We start from the raw sequence: 2,844 nt of genomic DNA, 5'->3' as shown, positions 1-2,844 counted from the left end.
GCGCGGCGGGCCGCCCGGCGCCGGGTCTCGCAGAGCAGGCACAGGTCGGGCGCGCTCTCGTCGACGGGGCCGGTGGGGTGCTCGGGGCACCGGGTGGCGGGCGCGGCACCGGCCACGCTCTCGTCGAGCAGATCCAGAGCACGCCGGAGATCGGCCTTGACCTCGTGCAGCTTGGCATCGGGCGTGTCGGCACCGAGTGCCTCCCCATGCTCCCCGAGAACACGAAGAGCACGGCCTAGGGCGGTGAGCTGGGCGTGGTTCATGCGTATCAGTGTGCTTCAGCCGGAGGGGGTGGTGGTCCTGTTGACTTCGGGCCGTGAAGATCTTCCCACCCCGCGTCCTCGACGCCCTCGCCCGCTTCAACGCCACCCACCCCTGGGACCACAACGCCCACTACCACGCCTGGCTGCTGCGCCAACTGCCCCGCCGCTTCGGCCGTGCCCTGGACGTCGGGTGCGGTACCGGCGATCTGGCGCGGCTGCTCGCGAGGCGGGCGGCGGAGGTGCACGGCATCGACTCGGATCCGGAGATCGTCGCCAGGGCACGGGAGCTGAGCGATTCGGGCGATGCCGTCACGTTCACCGTCGCCGACGCCTCCGACGGGATTCCCCCCGGCCCCTACGACGTCATCACCTGCGTCGCCGTCCTCCACCATCTCCCGCTCGCGGAGACTCTCACCCGATTCCGTCGGCACCTCGCACCCGGCGGCACACTCGTGGTCATCGGGCTCGCTCGGGAGGAGGCCCTTGTCGATCATCTCCTCGGTCTCGTCTCCGTTCCTCTCAACCTGCTCGTCGGTTGGGTGAAGAACGGCGGCCGTCCCGCTCCCCGGCCCGCCTCCATGACCGCCATCACCCGCCCCGCCGCTGTCACCTACACCGAGATCGCCCGAGAGGCAGGCCGTATCCTCCCCGGCGTCCGGCTTCGGCGGCGGCTGTTCTGGCGGTATTCGCTTCTCTGGTGCGGATGAGCGTCACAGCCCCGGCGGGTGCGTCGGCACCCCCCGAGCGTGCTGGTCAGCGGGGTGCCGCCGCCAGCGCGGCACGCAGATGTCCGCCGGACTCCTCCAGAAGGCGGGCAGCCGTCGGGCCGTCGACACCGGCCAGCACGGTGAGGATCGCGTTCTTCACCTCGCCGTCGGTGGCCGCGAGGGCCCGCTCGATCTCGTCGTCCGGGGCGCCGGTGGCGAGGGCGACGATACGGCGGGAACGGGCCCGCAGCTTGTCGTTGGAGGCGCGGACGTCGACCATCAGGTTCCCGTACGTCTTGCCGAGCCGGATCATCGTGATCGTCGACAGCATGTTCAGCACCAGCTTCTGCGCCGTGCCGGCCTTCAGACGGGTGGAGCCGGTCAGCAGCTCCGGGCCGACGACGACCTCGATGCCGTGCTCGGCGGCCGCCGCGAGCGCGCTGTCGGCGTTGCAGGCCAGGCCCACGGTCAGGGCGCCCAGCGCACGCGCGTGCTCCACGGCGGCGATCGCGTAGGGCGTGCGCCCGGAGGCGGAGACGCCGACGACGGTGTCGGCCGGGGTGAGGGCGAGGGCGTCCAGGTCGGCACGGGCGAGTTCGGCGGAGTCCTCGGCGCCCTCCACGGACGTGACCATCGCGGCCGGTCCGCCGGCGACGAGCCCCACGACCTGCTCGGGCCGGGTGTTGAAGGTCGGCGGGCACTCGGAGGCGTCCAGCACGCCGAGCCGCCCGGCGGTCCCGGCCCCGGCGTAGACCAGCCGCCCGCCCCGGCCCATCCGCTCGGCGATCGCGTCGATGGCGGCGGCGATCTCGGGCAGCCGCTCGGCCACGGCGGCGGGGACGCTCGTGTCCTCCCCGTTCATCAGCCGGGCGATGTCGAGGGTGGGCAGCCGGTCGATGTCGGCGAGATCCGGACGGAAGGCCTCGGTGGTCAGCGATTCCAACTCGGCGCGGAGATCACGTGGGTTGGAGGTGGAGGTCATGGGGGCGGCTCTTTCGTGAAGTGCGAGTTCCTGAGCTGGGGTCGTGCGGGTCTACCGCCGGTGCCGGTGGGCGAGCGCCTCGTAGGAGGAGGCCAGCGCGGGCGCCGCCGTCTCGTAGGTCCGCTGCGCCACCCCCACGAACAGACAGTCCACGACCAGCAGTTGACTGGTCCGGGAGGACATCGCCGCCGGCCGCAGCTCGCTCTCCCGGGCGGTGGAAGTGGTCAGCACGTGGTCGGCGTACTGGGCGACCGGCCCGTCGGGGCGCCCCGTGATCGCCACCGTCGTCGCCCCGTGCTCGAAGGCCACGCGCAGTGGCTCGATGACGTCCCCCGTGGAGCCGGAGTGCGTGATCGCGATGGCCACGTCACCTCCGCGCAGCTGCACGGCGTTGGTCACCGCGAGGTGCGGATCGCTGTGCGCGTGGGCTATCAGCCCGATCCGCAGCAGCTTCTGCACGAGGTCCTGCGCGACGAGTCCCGAGGCCCCCACCCCGTACACGTCGATCCGCCGTGCCGCCGTCGTGGCCGCCACCGCCGCCCCCAACTGCACGGTGTCCAGGCCGGCCGCCGTGTCGGCGAGGGTCTGCTGCTCGTCATAGGCGAGTTTCGCGACCACGTCCGCGATCGGGTCGTCGACCGCTATGTCCGTGGTGATGGCGGGTGCCCGCCCCGACTGCTGCTGGGCGGCGAGCCCCGCGAGGGCGAGGCGCAGATCCCGGTACCCGGGATAGCCGAGCAGCCGGGCGGTGCGGACGACCGTCGCCTCGCTCGTGCCGGTGAGTTCGGCGAGTCCGGTGACCGTGAGGGCCGCGCAGCCCGCCGGGTCGCTCGCGACCGCCTCGGCGACGCGCTGCATGGAGCGGGTCATGGAGGGGGCGAGGGTGCGCACC

3 protein-coding genes and 1 pseudogene are annotated in these 2,844 nt (G+C 72.8%); 1 reads left to right on the top strand and 3 read right to left on the bottom strand.

Translation table 11 applies throughout. The annotated features are described in order from the left end of the window. A pseudogene (locus tag GRC12_RS43360) lies at nucleotides 1–263 on the bottom strand (hypothetical protein); the annotation flags it as partial. 53 nt (nucleotides 264–316) lie between these two features. Between GRC12_RS43360 and GRC12_RS43355 the strand changes: the two are divergent. Beyond that, a complete protein-coding gene (locus GRC12_RS43355; protein ID WP_208785937.1) occupies nucleotides 317–970 on the top strand; it encodes a class I SAM-dependent methyltransferase in 654 nt (217 codons plus the stop codon). A gap of 46 nt (nucleotides 971–1,016) precedes the next feature. Here GRC12_RS43355 and murQ read toward each other — a convergent pair whose 3' ends face one another. Next, nucleotides 1,017–1,952 (bottom strand): N-acetylmuramic acid 6-phosphate etherase, encoded by a 936-nt coding sequence (gene murQ, locus GRC12_RS43350; RefSeq protein WP_208785936.1) that lies wholly within the window; start codon nucleotides 1,950–1,952, stop codon nucleotides 1,017–1,019. A 51-nt stretch (nucleotides 1,953–2,003) separates the two neighbouring features. Further along, the gene (locus GRC12_RS43345) at nucleotides 2,004–2,843 is read right to left on the bottom strand and encodes a MurR/RpiR family transcriptional regulator (RefSeq protein ID WP_308286763.1); all 840 of its coding nucleotides are present in this window, start codon (nucleotides 2,841–2,843) and stop codon (nucleotides 2,004–2,006) included. Between the last annotated feature and the right edge of the window lies 1 nt (nucleotide 2,844).

Origin of the sequence: Streptomyces griseorubiginosus (assembly GCF_017614965.1) — a bacterium.
Lineage (GTDB): Bacteria > Actinomycetota > Actinomycetes > Streptomycetales > Streptomycetaceae > Streptomyces > Streptomyces griseorubiginosus_B.
Note: the sequence above shows the minus strand (reverse complement) of the source record. Positions and strands in the feature narration are given on the sequence as shown.

Excerpts from the sequence above, each read along its gene's own strand:
- murQ (WP_208785936.1), bottom strand. The coding sequence starts at position 1,952 with ATGACCTCCACCTCCAACCCACGTGATCTCCGCGCCGAGTTGGAATCG.